At 71.2% G+C, this 16,658-nt stretch carries 14 protein-coding genes; 5 read left to right on the forward strand and 9 right to left on the reverse strand.

Features of this window, described 5'->3' with window-relative positions:
* Nucleotides 1–257: 257 nt before the first annotated feature.
* Nucleotides 258–1,613: an amidase family protein gene (locus ABZ848_RS10500; RefSeq protein WP_360828471.1), complete on the forward strand. Its 1,356-nt coding sequence runs from the start codon at nt 258–260 to the stop codon at nt 1,611–1,613.
* A 47-nt stretch (nt 1,614–1,660) separates the two neighbouring features.
* Nucleotides 1,661–2,308 carry a LysE family translocator gene (locus tag ABZ848_RS10505; RefSeq protein ID WP_360828474.1) on the forward strand — a complete coding sequence of 216 codons (648 nt, stop codon included), beginning with the start codon at nt 1,661–1,663 and terminating at the stop codon, nt 2,306–2,308.
* 184 nt (nt 2,309–2,492) lie between these two features.
* Here ABZ848_RS10505 and ABZ848_RS10510 read toward each other — a convergent pair whose 3' ends face one another.
* From ABZ848_RS10510 to ABZ848_RS10520, 3 genes are all read right to left on the reverse strand, one after another.
* Complete coding sequence (locus ABZ848_RS10510; protein WP_360828477.1) at nt 2,493–3,266, reverse strand: hypothetical protein; 774 nt, start codon at nt 3,264–3,266, stop codon at nt 2,493–2,495.
* A gap of 74 nt (nt 3,267–3,340) precedes the next feature.
* Nucleotides 3,341–3,826: a GNAT family N-acetyltransferase gene (locus ABZ848_RS10515; RefSeq protein WP_360828480.1), complete on the reverse strand. Its 486-nt coding sequence runs from the start codon at nt 3,824–3,826 to the stop codon at nt 3,341–3,343.
* A 59-nt stretch (nt 3,827–3,885) separates the two neighbouring features.
* The gene (locus tag ABZ848_RS10520) at nt 3,886–4,059 is read right to left on the reverse strand and encodes a hypothetical protein (protein WP_242776315.1); all 174 of its coding nucleotides are present in this window, start codon (nt 4,057–4,059) and stop codon (nt 3,886–3,888) included.
* 374 nt (nt 4,060–4,433) lie between these two features.
* Between ABZ848_RS10520 and ABZ848_RS10525 the strand changes: the two genes are divergently transcribed.
* From ABZ848_RS10525 to ABZ848_RS10535, 3 genes are all read left to right on the forward strand, one after another.
* A complete protein-coding gene (locus ABZ848_RS10525) occupies nt 4,434–5,540 on the forward strand; it encodes an ATP-binding cassette domain-containing protein (RefSeq protein ID WP_360828484.1) in 1,107 nt (368 codons plus the stop codon).
* 122 nt (nt 5,541–5,662) lie between these two features.
* Nucleotides 5,663–6,058 carry an HD domain-containing protein gene (locus ABZ848_RS10530; protein WP_360828487.1) on the forward strand — a complete coding sequence of 132 codons (396 nt, stop codon included), beginning with the start codon at nt 5,663–5,665 and terminating at the stop codon, nt 6,056–6,058.
* Nucleotides 6,059–6,083: 25 nt separating this feature from the next.
* Complete coding sequence (locus tag ABZ848_RS10535; protein WP_360828490.1) at nt 6,084–6,890, forward strand: SDR family oxidoreductase; 807 nt, start codon at nt 6,084–6,086, stop codon at nt 6,888–6,890.
* A 17-nt stretch (nt 6,891–6,907) separates the two neighbouring features.
* Here ABZ848_RS10535 and ABZ848_RS10540 read toward each other — a convergent pair whose 3' ends face one another.
* From ABZ848_RS10540 to glgC, 6 genes are all read right to left on the reverse strand, one after another.
* Entirely contained in the window at nt 6,908–7,141 is a 234-nt protein-coding gene (locus ABZ848_RS10540; protein ID WP_360828493.1) for a hypothetical protein, read from the reverse strand.
* Between the two features lie 79 nt (nt 7,142–7,220).
* A complete protein-coding gene (locus ABZ848_RS10545; protein WP_360828496.1) occupies nt 7,221–8,714 on the reverse strand; it encodes an SDR family NAD(P)-dependent oxidoreductase in 1,494 nt (497 codons plus the stop codon).
* 104 nt (nt 8,715–8,818) lie between these two features.
* Nucleotides 8,819–10,153 (reverse strand): wax ester/triacylglycerol synthase family O-acyltransferase, encoded by a 1,335-nt coding sequence (locus ABZ848_RS10550; RefSeq protein WP_360828499.1) that lies wholly within the window; start codon nt 10,151–10,153, stop codon nt 8,819–8,821.
* A 155-nt stretch (nt 10,154–10,308) separates the two neighbouring features.
* Nucleotides 10,309–12,630 (reverse strand): GH92 family glycosyl hydrolase, encoded by a 2,322-nt coding sequence (locus ABZ848_RS10555; protein WP_360828502.1) that lies wholly within the window; start codon nt 12,628–12,630, stop codon nt 10,309–10,311.
* Between the two features lie 19 nt (nt 12,631–12,649).
* Nucleotides 12,650–15,259, reverse strand: coding sequence for a PA14 domain-containing protein (locus tag ABZ848_RS10560; protein ID WP_360828505.1), 2,610 nt, complete (start codon nt 15,257–15,259; stop codon nt 12,650–12,652).
* 164 nt (nt 15,260–15,423) lie between these two features.
* A complete protein-coding gene (gene glgC, locus ABZ848_RS10565; protein WP_360828508.1) occupies nt 15,424–16,644 on the reverse strand; it encodes a glucose-1-phosphate adenylyltransferase in 1,221 nt (406 codons plus the stop codon).
* Nucleotides 16,645–16,658: the final 14 nt, after the last annotated feature.

Here is a 16,658-nt window from a genome sequence, read left to right on the forward strand (position 1 = left end):
CATCGGAGGTTTGATGATTGGGCGAGCTCAGAGGCCTGTCAATGGGGCACGATCGGACGGGAGTTGAGCGAGTGATCGGATGACCTGCGGGGCAGCGCGCGGTGGCCGACTTGCACCCCTCCAAAAGTCCAACAACAGCGGTCCGAATGTCCAAGAGCGGATGCTCTCGACGTGGGGCGCGCGCCGGGGCAGAGTGCTGCTCGTAGTGCCGTTGTACTGACGAGTAAGCCTTCGTTCCGCACCCCCGAGGAGCGCCCGTGACCAGCTGGGTCGGCCGGACCGCCGCCGAGATCGCCGCCGCCGTACAGGAGAAGCGGGCCACGCCCCGGGAGGTGGTGGCCGAGCACCTCGACCGGATCGGGCGGCTCGACGGACGGGTCGGGGCGTTCCGGGTGGTGCGAGCGGAGGCGGCGCTCGCCGAGGCGGACGAGGTGGGCTCGCGCGGCGATCTGGCCGAGCTGCCGCTGGCCGGTGTGCCGGTGGCAGTCAAGGACAACCTCGCGGTGCGCGGCGAGTCCACCCGGGTCGGCTCGGCGGCGACGCCGGACACGCCCGCCGCCGAGGACCATGTCACGGTGGCCCGGCTGCGGGCCGCTGGCGCGGTGGTCGTGGGGCTGACCAACGTGCCCGAGCTGTGTGTCTTCGGCACCACCGAGGGCGTGCACGGGAACGCCCGTAACCCGTGGGACCTGTCCCGCACGGCGGGCGGCTCCTCCGGCGGCAGCGCGGCCGCGGTCGCCGCCGGAATGGTGCCGATCGCGCTCGGCAACGACGGGATGGGCTCGCTGCGCATCCCGGCCGCCAACTGCGGTCTGGTCACCATCAAGCCGGGGCGCGGGGTGGTGCCCGCGGGCATCGGGGAGGGCGACTGGTTCGGCATGTCCGAGAACGGGCCGCTCGCGACGACGGTCGAGGACGCCCGGCTGCTGCTGTCGGTCCTCGCCGACGAGGGCCCCGAGGCGCTGCGGCCGGCCGAGCCCGGCATGCGAAGGATCGCCGTCTCGGTGCGCAGCCCGCTGTTCGGCGTCACCATCAGCAAGCCCTACGCCACGGCGGCCCGCGACGCCGCCGGCGTCCTGATCAAGGCCGGCCACCAGGTCCGCCGGGCCGACCCGCCGTACCCGGCCTCGCTGAGCACGACGTCCCTCATGCACTGGACTGCGGGCACGGCGGTGGACGCGCAGGGCCTCGATCCGCGCCTGCTGACCCGGCGCACCCGGGTGCACGCGGCCGTCGGCCGCCGCTTCGTGAACAGCGTCCGCACCGGCGACAGCAGGGACCGGCTGCGCAGCCGTATGGAGGAGTTCTTCTCCTCGTACGACGTCCTGCTCACGCCCGCGCTCGCGCGCCGCTCCCCCGCGTCGGTGGACTGGCACGAGCGGGGCTGGCTGCGCAACATCCTGATCAACACGAACTACTCGCCGCTGACCCCGCCGTGGAACCTCACCGGCTGGCCGGCGATGGCCGTCCCCTTCGGCAGCCTGCCCTCGGGCGCCCCGACCGCCGTGCAGCTGGTGGGGCGGCCCGGTTCGGAGGCGCTGCTGCTGGAGCTGGCGGGGCAGCTGGAGAAGCTGCATCCGTGGCAGCGGACGGCTCCGCTGGAGGAAGGCTGACGGGCACGGGAAAATTGGGCTGAAGCCCTGCCCCTCCCCGTGCTGTCATGGACCGCATGATGTCCACCGACCGACTGCTCGCCTTCGCGGCGCTGTCCTTCCTGCTGATCGTGATACCCGGCCCGAGCGTGCTGTTCGTGATCGGCCGGGCGCTCGCGCAGGGCCGCCGGGCCGCGCTGATGACCGTGGTCGGCAACACCCTCGGCGCCTATCTGCTGGTGGTGGCGGTGGCGGTCGGGGTCGGGTCCGTGGTGGAGCGGTCGGTCCTCGTGTACACGGTGCTCAAGCTGGCCGGCGCCTGCTATCTGGTGTACCTGGGCGTCAGGGCGTGGCGTGAACGCGGCTCGCTGCGGGCCGTGTTCACGGGTGACCGGGTGGCGCACAGCCCGCTGCGCACCTTCTGGGAGGGGTTCGCGGTCGGCGTCTCCAACCCCAAGACCATCGTGTTCTTCGCGGCCGTGCTGCCGCAGTTCGTCGACCGGGACCGGGGCCATGTCACGCTGCAGATGCTGCTGCTGGGCCTCGTCTTCAACGCGATCGCGATCGCCTCGGACAGCGTCTGGGGCCTGGCCGCGTCCACGGCCCGCGACTGGTTCGCCCGCTCCCCGCGCCGCCTGTCGATGGTCGGCGGCATCGGCGGCCTGACCATGATCGGCCTGGGCGTGACGGTGGCGGCGACGGGGCGCAAGGACTAGAACCGTCCGAGGTGTCCGAAGGCCGCGCCTACGGGCCGCCCCACAGGGGGTGGTCGTCCTCGGGGCGGCTGGTCTCCTGGAGTGTGGATCCGAGCATGTGGTGCAGATCCCAGGTCGCGGCACCCTCGAACACCGTCTCGCTGAGCCGACCGTCGCCCGTGAGGGTCAGGGTCGTCGGCTTGGCTCACATCGCCTTCTGGGCCCGGGCGCCGTCGGCCGCGTCCGGCGAGCGGAGCAGGCGGAGGAACGCCTTCACGCCCGCGATGATCTCCTGGTTGTCGGTGAGGCGGTTCACCGTGGATTCGAACTCCCTGCCCAGCGCGGCGATCCTGCGGTCGGCGTCCTCGGCCCGCTCGTAGGTGCTCATGGTCAGGGCGTCCACCGTGCGGCGCAGCTCGGCGAGGGCCCGGTACTGCTCCTCCGCCTTCTCCTCCAGGACCCGTGTGCCGGACTCGGCGCGGTCCAGCCGGGAGTGCAGCTCGACGACGTCGTCCCGGGGGTGTGTGACGTCCTTCAGGAGGGTGCCGAGGCGGCGCCGGAGCTGGCCGAAGTAGGCGCCGGCCGGCCGGAAGAACGTGCTCAGCAGGAAGAAGGCGGCGAACCAGTACCCCGTGAACTCGCCCGTCGCCCAGGTGACCGCGACCACGAGCGCCGCCGTCAGGACGTGGCCCGCGACCGCCACGCGAAGCATCATGCGGGCGATGCACGCGGCCTCGGCGTCCCGGGCCTTCGGGACCTCGATGCCCTTCTCCCGGCTCACCGCGATCTCGGCGAGCACGGCGTGCGCACGGAAGTACAGGTTCCAGGGCAGCGTGAGCAGCACCAGCAGCCAGAACAGGCTCAGCACGCCCGCCCCGACGGCGAACACCACGGCAGTCGATGCCCCCGCCACATACGCGAGGATCAGCGCCGCGGCAGCCGCTCCGACGGCCGCCACCGCTGCCAGGAACCTGCCCATACGCCCGCCCCCGTCCGTACGTCGACAGGGCCCATCGTCCCCGGCCGGACGCGGGCCGGCATGAGTAGGCGTACTCAGTCCAGCGCGCGGTACATGATGTGCAGCCCCACCAGCCCGTGCCGTGGGTGCTCGAAGGCCTCGGGGACCGTGCCCAGGATCGTGAACCCCAGGGACAGCCACAGTTTCAGCGCCGGGTTGGTCTCCACGACCGCGTTGAACACCATTCCCCGGTAGCCGTCGGCCCGGGCGGCGGACAGGACGTGTTCGGCGAGGGCGCGGCCGATGCCGCGGCCGGCGTGGTCCGGGTCGACCATGAAGCCCGCGTTGGCGATGCGGGCGCCGGGTCCGCCGTAGTTCGGGGTGACGAAGGCCGAGGCGACGAGCGTGCCGGTCTCGTCCTCGACGACGTACACGCGCTTGGCCGGGCTCATCCACAGGGACCGGGCCGCCTCCTCGGAGGTGTCCCGGTCCCATGCGTAGGTCTCACCGGCGGCGACGATGCGGTGCCAGAAAGGCCAGATCCGCGGCCAGTCCTCGGCCGCGGCTTCTCTGATCTGCATGGGCGTGAGTCTCGCACGCCCATGCGGTCGGCGATCGCGAATTTCCCGCGGGGCCGGTGTCAGTCGACGCTGGGCAGGATGTGGGGCTCGGCGAGGTCGTCCTCGTAGCCCGCCAGACGGATGGGGGCCGCGTGGGCCCAGACTTCCAGGCTGCCGAGTTCGTCCGACCGTCGGCCGGCGCGCTCCGTGCGTTCCTTCGGGCGCTGTTCGCGATTCGTCTTCTCCGGTGTCACCGCGCACTCCTTATGTGTCGGGTCACCCTCGGGGCGTGCCGGCCACTCTGCGGTCCGGCGCCTGACGCCCCCTCGGGTATCAGTCGAAAGCAGTTCGGACGCGGTGGCGCCGGTAACTCCTGCAGAGCAGACGGTTGTCGACCGGCCTGCCCCGGGACGGACGTGGGTGTGGGTGGGACCCGGTGGTGCTGTCCGTCGGCTCCAGATTAACCAAATGAGCGGGCCCCCGCTCTATGGGGCTGAAAACTCGGGGTTACTGTCTTGAGTCGCCCCGTTTCATCCCTGTCTCCTGTCACTCGTTCGGGCTAGAGGCGTGCCGAACGGCAACAGCCGTTCCACTCTGGGTTCGAGGACCCGTCCGGGAGGGGGCTGTCATGGCGTCCGTCACCTTCGAGAAGGTCACCCGGCGCTTCGCGTCGGGCGGCCGGCCTGCCGTCGACTCGCTCGACCTCGACATCGAGGACGGCGAGTTCATGGTGCTGCTCGGACCTTCCGGCTGCGGAAAGTCCACCTGCCTTCGCCTGCTCGCCGGACTCGAGGCGGTCGACTCGGGGTCGATCCACATCGGTGTCCGGGACGTCACCCATCTTCCGCCGCGGGAGCGTGACGTGGCGATGGTGTTCCAGAACTACGCGCTGTACCCGCATTTGTCGGCTGCCGACAACATCGGCTTCGCACTCAAGATCGCCCGCATGCCCCGGCAACGGGCCCGGCAGCGAGTGCAGTTCGCCGCCTCCGTACTGGACATCGAGGACTATCTGGGGCGCAGGCCCAGGTCGCTGTCGGGCGGCGAGCAGCAGCGGGTGGCGATGGGGCGGGCGCTGGTCCGGGATCCACGGGCCTATCTGATGGACGAGCCGTTGTCGAACCTCGACGCCCGGCTGAGGGTGGAGACCCGCGCGCAGATCGTGCGGATGCAGCACCACCTCGGCATCACCACCGTGTACGTCACCCACGACCAGACCGAGGCGATGGCCATGGGCGACCGGCTCGCCGTGCTCAAGGACGGCGTGCTGCAGCAGGTGGGCCGACCGCGGGAGGTCTTCGCGCACCCCGCCAACACCTTCGTGGGCGGCTTCATCGGCTCGCCCGCGATGAACCTGTTCCGGCTGCCGTTGTCCGCCGACGGCGTCCGCCTCGGCACCCTCGACGTCCCGCTGCCCCGGGGCACCCTGCGGGCGGCCACGGCCGAGCGCTCCGCGGAGATCGTGCTCGGCGTCCGCCCGGAGCAGTTCGAGGTGCTGCCGCCGCAGGACCGTACGACACCGGCCCTCGACCTGGTGGTCGAGACGGTCGAGGACACGGGAGCCGTCGTGTACGTCCACGCGAGCGCGCGGTCCGGCGACGGCCTCGGCGACGTCGTGGTCCGCCTCCCCGGCCGCCCCACCCACCCCAAGGGTGCGTGCCTGCGCGTCGGGCTCCGCGCCGAGGGCATGCACTGCTTCTCCGCCGTGACGGGCCTGCACCTCGAACATCCTTAGCACCTCGACGATCACGGACCGCACCGAAGTGGCCACGCAGTTCAGTTCCCGTTGGCCGAATCGAAAGCCGGCCATGATCTGCTGGCGGACGGCAACGGCTTGTCCGGCGGGAGGACTGACGCATGGAGCTGCGCAGTGTCGAAGAGCTGATGGATCTGCTGTACGCCTGCCGGCATCAGCACGCGCTGCGGACCGCCGCGCTGCTGCGCCGCAGCCGGCCCGCCGACAAGGAACTCCAGGTGGCGGGCCTGGTGCACGACATCGGGCAGGTGATCTCCCCGGGCGACGAGTCCCGCCGGGCCGAGTGCGCCGCCGAGGCCGTACGGCCCCTGCTCGGCGAGCGCGTCTACCGCCTCGTACGCCGGCACGGCTCGGCCGCCGAGGACGACCTGCTGCGCCTCAGGCTCGCGGACGAGGAGAGCCGGACCGCCGGCTTCGACGCCGGGGTCCTGGAGGACTGGCGCACGGTCCTGGAACTCGTCGCGGCCCGGAACTCCCGTCTCGGGGCTGTCGACTGACGGTCCGTCATGAGACGGTACGGCGATGACGTCGTCGTACGGGCTGGAAGGCAGGGCCGCCGTCGTCACCGGGGCGACGCGCGGGATCGGGCGGGCGGTGGCCGAGCGGCTGGCCTCCGCCGGGGCTCAGGTGTGCGTGACCGCGCGGGACGCGGACGAGGTACGGCGCACGGCCGCCGAGCTGGGCGGGATCGGGGTGAGCGGGAGCGTCGCCGATCCGGAACATCTGCGGGAGGTCGTCGAGGTCGCGCTCGGCGAGTTCGGGCGCATCGACGTCCTGGTCAACAACGCGGCGACCAACCAGCCGTACGGGCCGCTCATGGACGCGGACCCGGAGGCCTGGCGGGAGGCCTTCATGGTGAACGTCGAGGCGGCGCTGCGGCTGGTCCAGGGGGCGTGGCGCGGCTGGATGCGGAAGCACGGCGGGTCGGTCGTCAACATCTGCACCGAGGGGGCCGGGCATGTCGGGCCGAATGTGGGGGCCTACGGCACCAGCAAGGCGGCCCTGCTGCATCTGACCCGGCAGCTCGCGGGCGAGCTCGCGCCGAAGGTGCGGGTCAACTCCGTCTCCCCCGGGCTCGTGCGCACCGAGATGGCGCGGTTCGTGTGGGAGGCGGGCGAGGAGCAGCTCGCCGCCGGGCTGCCGCTCGGGCGGATCGGGGAGCCGGACGACGTGGCGCGGGCCGTGGCGTGGCTGGCCTCGGACGCGGCGGAGTGGATCACCGGCGCTGATCTGCTGGTGGACGGGGGCACACGCGTGAGGACGGCGCACTCCGCGCGGGAGTACGCCGTCCACGACCGCCTTCGCTCATACGCACCACCTCGCTCATGACGGTGGCTGTGGCTCCCTCACGGGAACAGTGCGATCCCGAGGAGGATCAGCAGGATGATGCCGGCTACGAGCGCGACCGTGGCCCACGTGCCGCGGTGCTTCACCTCACGCGTGCCCCCGCCGCCGCGCGGGCGGTCCTCCGGCAGTACGGCGTGGTCGGGGCGGTCGCTGCCATAGAACTCGTCGTCGGTCGGGTAGCGATTGCGCGGGTCGTTCTGCGCTCGCGGATCGATTCCGTGCGGACTGCTCATGGTCACACTCCCTGGCGCGGTACTCACCAGGGCCCGGGTTCCCGACCGGCGCCGGGGCACACACGTCACGGCCGGTGGATCACCACTTGCCGGGCGCGTAGTCCTTCAGGAAGACGCCGTACAGGTCCTCGCCCTGCTCGCCGCGCACAATCGGATCGTAAACCCGGGCGGCCCCGTCGACCAGGTCGAGCGGGGCGTGGAAGCCCTCCTCGGCCAGGCGCAGCTTGTCGTAGTGCGGGCGCTCGTCGGTGATCCAGCCGGTGTCGACCGAGGTCATGAGGATGCCGTCGCTCTGGAACATCTCCTGGGCGCTGGTCCGGGTGACCATGTTCATGGCGGCCTTGGCGGCGTTGGTGTTCGGGTGCCCCGCGCCCTTGTAGCCGCGGCCGAAGACGCCCTCCATCGCCGAGACGTTCACGACGTAGGCGCGCCCCGCGGCCGCCCTCCGCGCCGCGTCCGCCATGACCGGGCGCAGGGCGCTGATCAGGATGAACGGCGAGGTGTAGTTGCACAGCTGGGTCTCCAGCAGCTCGACCGGGGAGATCTGGTCGATGGTCTGCACCCAGGTGTTGCTGTCGACGACGTCGGGGACCAGACCGCCCGCGTCGATCGCGGTGCCGTCCAGGTGCCGGGCGACGCTGGCGTTGCCCGCGACCAGGGCCAGGTCGGCGACCTTCTGGGCGTCCAGGCCGCTGGTGCCCACGGGCAGTGCGGTCAGGCCGTCGACCGCGCCGGAGTTGAAGGCGCCGATGACGTGGTGGGCGGGCAGCTCGCCGGCGGGCAGCGGGGCGCTCTCGCCGTCGACCAGGGCGGCGTACGCGGACGGCAGGCGGCGTACGGTCTGGGTCGCGTTGTTGATCAGGATGTCCAGCGGGCCCGCCGCGGCGACCTGCTCGGCGAGGGCCACGGCCTGGGCCGGGTCGCGCAGGTCGATGCCGACGACCTCCAGACGGTGGATCCAGTCCGCGGAGTCGTCCATGGCCTTGAAGCGGCGGATGGCGTCCTTCGGGAAGCGCGTGGTGATCGTGGTGTGCGCGCCGTCGCGCAGCAGGCGGAGCGCGATGTACATGCCGATCTTGGCGCGGCCGCCGGTCAGCAGGGCGCGCTTGCCGGTGAGGTCGGCGCGGGCGTCGCGCTTGTCGCGGTTCAGGCGGGCGCAGTCCGGACAGAGCTGGTGGTAGAAGTAGTCGACTTCCACGTACCGGGTCTTGCAGGTGTAGCAGGAGCGCGGGCGCTGGAGTATCCCCGCGATCCGCCCCTCCTCCGTCGCCGACGACGGCAGCAGGCCCTCGGTCTCGTCGTCGATGCGCTGGGCGGAGCCGGTGGCGGTGGCCTCGGTGACCGCCTTGTCGTGGGCGGTCTTGGCGGCCCGGCGCTCCTGGCGGCGGCGCTGCTTGACCGTGCGGTAGACACCGGCGGTGGCGCGGCGCACGGCGATCGCGTCCGGGTGGTCGACCTCCAGCTTGTCGAGTTCTTCGAGCACGCTCAGGCAGACGGCCAGCCGCTCCGGGTCGATGCCGGGCCCGTACACGACCTCGTCCGTGGTCGCGGGGCCTTCCTCTGTCACCGTCATCGCGCTGCCGTTTCCCTGATCACCCGAGCGGCGCTCCGATCGCACCCGCTGTCGAAACGCGAATTTTACGGAGCGCCTGCCCGGTCCTCCAAATACGGCCGTGATCAGGAGCCGCAGGCCGTGATCAGCGTCTCCACCTCCGCGCTCAGCGCGGCGGCCAGCCTGTCCAGGTCCGGTACGGCCTTGGCGTCGGCGACGAGGCCGTAGTGGACGTGTCCGCGGTAGGTGGAGACGGCCACCGCGAGGGCCTGGCCGCGTGCCAGCGGGGCGAGCGGATAGACCTCGGTGACCGGGTTGCCGCCGAGCTTCAGGCCGATGCCGGGCAGCGGGACGCTGGTGACCAGGATGTCGAACCAGAGCCGGGCGGCCTGGCCGGCCAGCGGTCCGCCGAGCCGGTGCGCGAGCGGCGGCACGTGGTCGGCGAGCAGGGCGACGGCACCGGCGCCCCGGTTGGGCCCGGCGTCCTTGTTGCGGTCCATGGCCTCGCGGACCGTGTCGAGGCGGGCCAGCGGGTCGGGGTCGTCGACCGGGAGCCGTATCAGGTAGCCGGAGAGACGGTTGCCCTGGGGCGTGGCGGTGCGCGGGCGGCGCTTGGAGACGGGGATCAGGGCGCGCGGGCGGACGCCCTCGCTGCCGTCGCCGCGCTCGTCCAGCCAGCGGCGCAGGGCGCCCGCGACGACCGCGATCAGGACGTCGTTGACGGTGCCGCCCTCGGACTTGCGGATGCGGTGCACGTCGTCGAGGTCGACGACCACACCGGCGGTACGGCGGGTGCCGGTGGGCTCGGCGGTGAGCGCTGCCGAGGAGCGTAGGCCCAGGCTGGACACGGCCAGGGAGGCGCCGATGTCGAGGGCCCGGCCCACGTCGGACACGGCGCCCCGCACCAGCCCCGGCAGCTTGCGCACGTCGGGCAGCAGTCCGCGCTTGGGCTCCGCCGGGCGCGGCTTGCGCTCCGGCAGGTCCATCGGGTCCATGACCGCGGCGGCGAGCGTCAGCGCGCGCAGCCCGTCGGCCAGGGCGTGGTGGAACTTGAACAGCACCGCGAAGGAGACCCCGTCCTCCCCGGGCAGCACATGCGCCTCCCACGGCGGCCGGCCGCGCTCCAGCGGGCGCTCCATCAGCCGGCCCGCGTCCGCGTGGAAGTCGGCGGTCGGGGCGTGCAGCCGGACGTGGTGCAGCGGGTCGAAGTCGGGGTCGGGCTCCCGGGTGGCGCCGCCGAAGGCCAGCGGCCGGAAGGAGAACGGCTGCCATACGTCCCGGATCCGCATCCGCAGTCCCGGGACCCCGGCGGCACGGGAGGCCAGCAGGTCGGCCGCGTGGGCGCCCGCTGTGGGCGAGTGGGCCGAGAAGACGCCGAGTGCGCCGAGGTGCATGGGGTGTTCGGCGGACTCGATGTTCCAGAACGCCAGGTCGAGAGGAGCGAGCAGGTCAGAAGTCAATGGCTTGCCTCGCGTCGACGACGGGTGGGCAAGCAGTCAATCGCCCTGGCGCGATTACGGTCAAGTACGATCAAGCTACGCACAGTTAACAGCAGATTAAGTCCCGCCCCTTTCGGAAGGGGCGGGACTCGGTGCGACTCATGGGGCCCAAGTGATCACGTCAGTGCGGGCGGCGCCGCCTGCGGTGACGTACCCCACTCCGACGGGCGCGGGCCGACCGTGAAGGCGAGCGAGCGCAGGGAGCGCAGATCGCCCGTCGTCAGGTAGGTCCGGTCGTACGCCGCCCCGTCCGTGCGGGCCGACTGGATGTAGCGGTCGGTGGCGGAGGTGCCGGGTGCGGTGACGGTGAGGGCGCCGCGCGGGTAGTACCGCCGGTCGAGGGTCAGGTCGACCCGGTCGAAGACCGGTGTGGACAGGCCCCAGGTGTCGTAGCCGGGCTGCACCGGGAAGATCCCGATGGACGACAGCACGTTCCAGGCGGACATGGTGCCGAGGTCGTCGTTGCCGGTCATGCCGGTCGGGGCGTCCGTGAAGAGGGTCAGCGCCGCGTGCACGACGTCGGTGGTCTTCCAGGGCTGACCGGTGGACAGATAGGTGTACGGGGCGATCAGGTCGGGCTCGTTCTGCGGGTTGTACTTGTCGGCGTTGTAGTAGTCGTACGGCCCGTTGACCCACACCTCGCGCGCCGTCTTCGCCGGGTCGGCCAGCAGCTGGTCGTAGGCGAAGAAGGAGTCGAGCCGGGCGTTGGCGGCCTGCTCGCCGCCGATCAGGCCGACCATGCCCCTCAGGTCCTGCGGGACCAGCCACTGGTACTGCCAGGACGTGCCCTCGTGGAAGCCCTCGCTCTGCGCCGGGTCGGCCGGTCCGGTGAAGGCACCGGAGGCGTCGCGGGCGCGGAAGAAGCCGGTGGAGGGGTCGAAGACGTTCCGGTAGCTCTGCGCGCGGGCGGCATAGCGGGCGGCGTCCGTGTCGTGCCCGAGGTCGCGGGCCATCTGCGCGAGCATCGCGTCGGACAGGGCGTACTCCAGGGTGGCCGAGGCCCCGTGGTCGTAGTCCGAGTCGCCCGGCTTCACATGCGGACGGCCCTTGACGTACGGCGCGAACCCGTCGGCGATGTACTCCTGGTTCGCCTCCCGCCCCACCGCCGGGGAGTCGGCCGGCGGCACCCCGTCGGCGTTCCGCTTCAGCGCCCGGTACGCCCGCTCCTCGTACCCCTTGAGCAGCCCCTGCTGGTAGGCGTTGGTCAGGAACGGGGTCACCGGGTCGCCGGTCATGATGTTCGTCTCGACCGTGCCGTAGCCCCACTTGGGCAGCCAGCCGCTCTCCTCGGAGATCCTGATCACCGAGATCGCCATGTCCCGGGCCTCGCGCGGCGCGAGCAGGGACAGCAGCTGGGACTGGGTGCGGTAGGTGTCCCAGAGGGACCAGTTCTGGTAGTAGGTGAAGCCGTCCGTGCGGTGGATCCTCTGGTCCCAGCCGGTGTAGCGGCCGTCGGCGTCGCTGCCGATGTTGGGCGCGAGGAAGGACCGGTACAGGGACGAGTAGAAGGTCCGCCGCAGGCTGTCGTCGCCGCCCTGCACGCGCACGTCGTCGAGCCGGTCCTCCCAGGCCTGCCGGGCCCGGTCGCGCACAGCGTCGAAGGAACGGCCGCCCTCCGCGCGGAGGTTGACGGCCGCGCCGTGCGCGTCGACGTACGAGAGGGCGGTGGTCGCCTCGACGGTACGGTCCTTCGTCGTGTCGAAGCGGACATAGGCGCCGCCGGCTCCGGTCTTCGAGCCCGCGGTCACCGTGGAGCCGTCCCAGGTGCCGTACGCGGTGAAGGAGCGGTCGAAGCGGGTGATCGTGTAGACGGTGTACGGCTTGGTGTCCTGGCAGAAGCCGCGGCCGGTGATGGCGGTGCGCACGGTCCGGTTGTCGAGGACCTCGACCTTGGTGGCGACCCCGGTGTGCAGCGACTGGGCCGCGTTGAGCAGGACGTTGGCCTTGTCCGTGGCCGGGAAGGTGTAGCGCTGCACGCCGGTGCGCTCGGTCGCGGTCAGTTCGGCCTCGATGCCGGTCTTCAGGCCGACCCGGTAGTAGCCGGGGCTCGCGGTCTCGTCGTCGTGGCCGAACTCGGCCGCGTACTGGACGTAGTCCGTCTGTGTGACGTCACCGGTGGTCGGCAGCACGGGCAGGTCGCCGCCGAGGCCGCAGCCGACACCGGACAGATGGACCAGCGAGAACCCGCGGATGTGGTTCTGCGAGTAGTCGTAGCCGGTGTTGTGGCCGGTGTCCGGCGAGAACTGCACCATGCCGAAGGGCACGGCGGCGCCGGGGTAGGTGTTGCCCTCGTTCTCGGTGCCGATGAACGGGTTGACCAGATCGGTGAGTTGAGCGTCCTTCGGCTCGGTGGCCTGCGCGGTGGCGGGCACGGCGAACAGCGCGGACGCTGCCACCGCCCCGGCCACGAGCAGGCGCAGGCGCCGGGTCCGTCTCATGTCGGGAGTCCTCCGGGGTTCAGGGGGTCGGGCAGCCCGCGGGAGCCGCCTGGGAAGCGTCGCGGATCAGGGCCTGCTGGGCGGCGCGCACACGCTGGACGTCCGGCTTGAGCACCCGCCGGTCATACGTGAGGAGGCCGTTCAGCTCACCCTCGACGTCCGAGATCTGCGTGTAGACAGCGCCGTTGCTCCCCTTGCAGGCCAGGGCGCGCACCTCGGCGAGCTTGGTCAGGTAGTCGTCGGTGTAGGTCGCCGGGTCGACGTCGACGTACGACTGCTGCACGGACCACGCGTGTCCCGGGACCGCGAGACCGAGGCCGCCGTACTCGCCGCTGACCAGGGCGCGTCGGCCGTCGGGGTGCGGTGGCAGGGCGGGGCTGGGATAGCCGTGCTCGTCCATGATGTCGCCGGTGCCGCCGTCGGCCCCGAGGTTGAGCCCGGACATCGAGTTGACCAGGCGGGTCGGGTCCCAGGCCTTCGCCTGGTCGGCGACGCGGGCCATGTCGTACTGGCCCCAGCCCTCGTTGAAGGTCACCCACATGACGACCGACGGGCTGCTGATGTGCTCGTCGATCATCTGCTTCATCTCGCGCTCGTACTCGGCGCGGGCCGCGGTGCTCGGATCGACGCCGGCGGCCATCGCGGGCATGTCCTGCCACACCATGAGCCCCAGCCGGTCGGCCCAGTAGAACCAGCGGTCCGGCTCGACCTTGATGTGCTTGCGCACGGCGTTGAAGCCGAGCTCCTTGTGCACCTTCAGGTCGTAGGCGAGAGCCTCGTCGGTCGGGGCGGTGTAGAGGCCGTCGGGCCAGAAGCCCTGGTCCAGGGTGGCCATCATGAAGACCGGCTTGCCGTTGAGGACCGTGCGCGGAACGCCGTTCACCTTCTCGACGGCGATCGAGCGCATCCCGAAGTAGCTGCCGACGTGATCGGCGCCGACGGTGACCTTCAGGTCGTAGAGGAAGGGGTCGTCGGGCGACCACAGATGCGGGTCGTGGAGGGTCAGGGTCAGCGCTCCGCCGGTGCGGCCGCGGGCCGTGGCGACCTTGCGCTTTCCGTCGTACGCCGTCGCCGTGATCGGTACGCCGTCTCGCACTCCCCTTGCCTCGACGGTCAGTTGGCTCTTGGCCACATCGGGCGTCAGCTTCAGGGAGTCGACGTGGTCGGGGGCGACCGGCTCCATCCAGACCGTCTGCCAGATGCCCGAGGTCGGCGTGTACCAGATGCCGCTGGGGTCGAGGCGCTGCTTGCCGAGGGGCGGGTTCTCGCCGTCGGCCGCGTCGGTCGGGTCGTACACCCCGACGATCAGCTCCTGGGTGCGTCCGGGCTTCAGCGCGTCGGTGATGTCGGCGCTGAACTTGTCGTAGCCGCCCTGGTGTTCGGTGACCTTCGTGCCGTTGACGTACACCACGGAACGCCAGTCGACGGCGCCGAAGTTGAGCCGCAGCCGCTTGCCGGAGCCGATCTTCCAGTCGGCCGGGACGGTGAAGGTGCGGCGGTACCACATGCGGTCCTCGTGCCGTTCGAGGCCGGAGAGCTGGGACTCGACGGGGTACGGCACGAGGATGCGCTCGGCGAGGTCCCTGCCGACCGGGGGCTGTTCGCCGGCCGTGGCCGCCGCGAACTGCCAACGGCCGTTCAGGTTGCGCCAGTCGGTGCGGGTGAGCTGGGGGCGCGGGTACTCCGGGAGGGCGTTGTCGGGGCCCACCTGGTCGGCCCACTGGGTGCGCAGCTCGTAGGTGGAGCGGTTGGGGCCGCTGCTCCAGAACGCCTTGACAACGTTGCCGTCGGCGTCGGTGAGGCCGCCGCTTCCGTCGTAGCGGACGTCGGCGGTGCCGCGGGCGGTGCCGGTCTTGTTGCCGACGACGGGTTCGCCGAGGGAGACGAGGAGGGCGCGGGCGTCGGAGGGGTCCGACTGGGCGCTCTTCAAGGGCCACTTGGCGCCGCCGATCACCGCCACGAGGTGGTCGGTGAGGCCGGCCGGGGGCGCGGTGAGGGGGTGGGCGAAGTCGAGCCTGAGGGTACGGCCCGTACCGAGGACGGTCGTCGCGATCGCGCCGTCGTAGTCCCAGCCGTCGGGCAGGCGGAACGCGGACTGCGGGACGGGCACCTTGGTGCCGCCCGGCTCGGTCCAGCGCAGGTGGAGGTTGGAGCCGCCGTAGTGCTCGAAGTACTCGACCTTGATGTCGTAGGCCTGTCCGGCGGTCAGGTCGACGGGTTCGCCGGTCTGTTCGCGGTCCCAGTCGTCGACCCAGTGGTCGATGACGAGCCGGCCGCCGATCCACAGGCGGAAGCCGTTGTCGCCGATGATCGAGAAGGTGTGCGGTCCGGTCTTCTCCGGCACGATCTTTCCGGTCCAGCGGACGCTGACGTCGTCGGACTGCCCGGTGGTGAAGGCGAGGCGCGGCTCCAAGTTGTCGAAGTCGAGGTTCGGGTCGAAGCCGGTGGCCTTGAGCCGGTCGAAGTCGAAGGCGCCGGGGGCGGACTGGGTGTAGTACTCGCCCTTCAGGCCGTGGATCTCGACGGGGTCGTCGGCGGCGTGGGCGGTGGAGGCGGCGGTGAGCCCGGCGAGGCCGAGCGCCACGGCGAGCAGTAACGAGAGTCGTTCTCTGAGGCGTCGCAAATGCACGGAACCTCCCATAACAACGTTGTCATGGACAGCAGTTGGCATGACAACACGGATTCCGCTTCGCGTCCAGGGACATGACAAAGCCCCGGTCGCCGGAGCACACCGGGGCTGTCGATCGGCCACAAGGAGACAGCCGCCAGGAGACAGCCGCTACGAGTCAGCCGCTAGGACACGATCTGTCCCTTGCCCAGCGCGATCACGCCACCCTTGGAGACGGTGTACAGCTCCGCGTCCCGTTCCGGGTTGACGCCGATCGTGGCGCCCGGGGGCACCTCGACGTTCTTGTCCAGCACCGCGCCGCGCACCACCGCGCCCCGGCCGATCTTGACGTTGTCGTGCAGGATCGAGCCCTGGACCACGGCGCCCGGGTCGATCAGGACGCCCGGGGACAGGATCGAGCGGGTGACCTGGCCGCGGATCAGGCAGCCGGCGCTGATGATCGACTCGCTGGCCATGCCGCCCGCGTTGAAGCGGGCCGGGGAGAGCTGGTTGGAGTGGGTGTAGATGGGCCACTGCCGGTTGTAGAGGTTGAAGGCGGGGCGCTCGGCGATCAGGTCCATGTGGGCGTCGTAGTAGGCGTCGAGGGTGCCGACGTCCCGCCAGTAGCCGCGGTCGCGGTTGGTCTCGCCGGGCACGTGGTTGGCGCTGAAGTCGTAGAGCTGGGCCTCGCCGCGGTCGGTGAGCTGGGGCAGGATCGAGCCGCCCATGTCGTGCACGGAGTGCTCGTCCTCGGCGTCCCGCTGCAGCGCCTCGATCAGGGCCTTCGTGGTGAAGATGTAGTTGCCCATGGAGGCGAACACGCACTCCGGGTCGTCCGCGAGGCCGGGCGGGTCGGCGGGCTTCTCCAGGAAGCGTTCGACCGTCAGGCCGTCCGAGCCCGGCGTGATCACGCCGAACTGGGAGGACTCCGAGCGCGGGACGCGGATGCCGGCCACCGTCACGCCCGCGCCGCTCTCGATGTGCTGGGCGAGCATCTGGCGCGGGTCCATGCGGTACACGTGGTCGGCGCCGAAGACGACGACGTACTCGGGACTCTCGTCGTGCACCAGGTTCAGCGACTGCAGGATCGCGTCGGCGCTGCCCAGGTACCAGCGCTTGCCGAGGCGCTGCTGGGCGGGGACCGGGGTGACGTAGTTGCCGAGCAGGCTGGACATCCGCCAGGTGGTGGTGATGTGCCGGTCCAGCGAGTGCGACTTGTACTGCGTGAGCACGCAGATGCGCAGGATGTCGCCGTTGACGAGGTTGGACAGAACGAAGTCGACGAGGCGGTACGTACCGCCGAAGGTGACCGCTGGTTTCGCCCGGTCCGCGGTCAGGGGCATCAGGCGTTTGCCTTCTCCGCCCGCCAGGACGATCCCGAGCACCGAAGGTCCGCCACGACGCATGGCCGCTCCCCTCA

Source organism: Streptomyces sp. NPDC047081 (assembly GCF_040643775.1).
Taxonomy (GTDB): domain Bacteria; phylum Actinomycetota; class Actinomycetes; order Streptomycetales; family Streptomycetaceae; genus Streptomyces.

Excerpts from the sequence above, each read along its gene's own strand:
- ABZ848_RS10505 (WP_360828474.1), top strand. The coding sequence starts at position 1,661 with ATGGACCGCATGATGTCCACCGACCGACTGCTCGCCTTCGCGGCGCTG.
- ABZ848_RS10510 (WP_360828477.1), bottom strand. The coding sequence starts at position 3,266 with ATGGGCAGGTTCCTGGCAGCGGTGGCGGCCGTCGGAGCGGCTGCCGCG.
- ABZ848_RS10515 (WP_360828480.1), bottom strand. The coding sequence starts at position 3,826 with ATGCAGATCAGAGAAGCCGCGGCCGAGGACTGGCCGCGGATCTGGCCT.
- ABZ848_RS10525 (WP_360828484.1), top strand. The coding sequence starts at position 4,434 with ATGGCGTCCGTCACCTTCGAGAAGGTCACCCGGCGCTTCGCGTCGGGC.
- ABZ848_RS10530 (WP_360828487.1), top strand. The coding sequence starts at position 5,663 with ATGGAGCTGCGCAGTGTCGAAGAGCTGATGGATCTGCTGTACGCCTGC.
- ABZ848_RS10535 (WP_360828490.1), top strand. The coding sequence starts at position 6,084 with ATGACGTCGTCGTACGGGCTGGAAGGCAGGGCCGCCGTCGTCACCGGG.
- ABZ848_RS10540 (WP_360828493.1), bottom strand. The coding sequence starts at position 7,141 with ATGAGCAGTCCGCACGGAATCGATCCGCGAGCGCAGAACGACCCGCGC.
- ABZ848_RS10545 (WP_360828496.1), bottom strand. The coding sequence starts at position 8,714 with ATGACGGTGACAGAGGAAGGCCCCGCGACCACGGACGAGGTCGTGTAC.
- ABZ848_RS10555 (WP_360828502.1), bottom strand. The coding sequence starts at position 12,630 with ATGAGACGGACCCGGCGCCTGCGCCTGCTCGTGGCCGGGGCGGTGGCA.
- glgC (WP_360828508.1), bottom strand. The coding sequence starts at position 16,644 with ATGCGTCGTGGCGGACCTTCGGTGCTCGGGATCGTCCTGGCGGGCGGA.